3 protein-coding genes are annotated in these 1,222 nt (G+C 63.3%); all 3 read left to right on the top strand.

Annotation, left to right across the window (positions count from 1 at the left end; all coding sequences use genetic code 11):
• Positions 1-226: hypothetical protein (locus EOA29_RS42495; RefSeq protein WP_210213229.1), on the top strand; the 226-nt coding region annotated here is incomplete at its 5' end.
• A gap of 76 nt (positions 227-302) precedes the next feature.
• Positions 303-686 (top strand): RidA family protein, encoded by a 384-nt coding sequence (locus tag EOA29_RS37005; RefSeq protein WP_126093247.1) that lies wholly within the window; start codon positions 303-305, stop codon positions 684-686.
• Positions 687-752: 66 nt separating this feature from the next.
• Positions 753-1,222: creatininase family protein (locus tag EOA29_RS37000; protein WP_189479127.1), on the top strand; the 470-nt coding region annotated here is incomplete at its 3' end.

The following is a 1,222-nucleotide window of genomic DNA, read 5'->3' as shown; positions in this document are numbered from 1 at the left end:
CCGCAAGCAGCGCGACAGCGCCCGCCAGGATCTTTTCTTTTCCGTACATAAACATCACCCTCTCTTGGCTCCGGCGCGCTGCGCGCTGGGCTCGACACCATTGGTTCAAGAAGCAAGACACATGCCACCGCCTGGGCCGCCTGCTTGCGCGGCAGTCATTGCCGAGACCGGACGGGTCATGCTGTACGGAAGGCATCGTGCCTATTTTTTGGACGCCTGTCCATAATCGCCCGGCCGGCATGCACCGCATCTTGAAGGTTTCGTCAATCCAGCCTTAGTCTGCCCGCGGACAGGAGAATGCCATGCTCAAATACCTTGCCCCCCAATCGATCAAGCCGCCCTTTGCCCGCTACAGCCACGGCGTCGAAATTCCGGCGGGAAAGCGCATTGTCCTGTGTTCGGGGCAGTTGGGCATCGGTCCGGACGACGCCGTCCCCGAGGATGCCGGCGCGCAGACGGAGCTGTGCTTCAAGAACATCGCCGCGATTCTTAGCGAAGCCGGGCTGACGCTGAACGATGTCGTGCGCATCAACGCCTTCGTCACCGATCGCGCGCATCTGCAGGCCTATATGGACGTTCGCAATCGCCTGTTTTCCGATCCGGCGCCGGCCTCGACGCTGATGATCGTCTCCGGCTTCGCCCGCCCGGAATTCAAGGTCGAGGTGGAGGTTTTGGCGGCAGGCTGACTGTTGCCCGGAACGGCCGGGCGCTTTAGACCTCCAGGCCGAGCAGCAGACCATCGGGAGACGAAAGTGACGACAAGACGTGTGTGGTGGGGCGATTACCGGACGACCGAATATGCCTCGATCGACGCGGAGGCGACCATCGCCGTTCTGCCGGTCGCGGCGATCGAGCAGCATGGCCCCCACCTTCCGGTCTCGACCGACACTTCGATCATGATGGGCATGCTGGAGACGGTGATCGCGCGCCTGCCCGATGACCTCGACATCCGTATCCTGCCTGTACAGGCGGTGGGCAAATCGAACGAGCACCTGCATGCGCCGGGGACGCTGACCCTGCCGGCTACCACCCTGGTCGACGCCTGGACCGAGCTTGGCCTGTCGATCGCCCGCGCCGGCGTCAGGAAGCTGATCGTCGTCAACTCGCATGGCGGCAACGAGGAGATCATGGGCATCATCACGCGCGAATTGCGCGTGCGCGCAAAGATGCTGGCGGTCAAGACGAGCTGGCAGCGCTTCGGTCGGCCGGCCGGCATGTATAC

Source organism: Mesorhizobium sp. M1E.F.Ca.ET.063.01.1.1, from assembly GCF_003998155.1.
Lineage (GTDB): Bacteria > Pseudomonadota > Alphaproteobacteria > Rhizobiales > Rhizobiaceae > Mesorhizobium.
This window is presented reverse-complemented; position numbering and strand designations above follow the sequence as displayed.

Coding starts and splice junctions, on each gene's coding strand:
- EOA29_RS37005 (WP_126093247.1), top strand. CDS start 303: ATGCTCAAATACCTTGCCCCCCAATCGATCAAGCCGCCCTTTGCCCGC.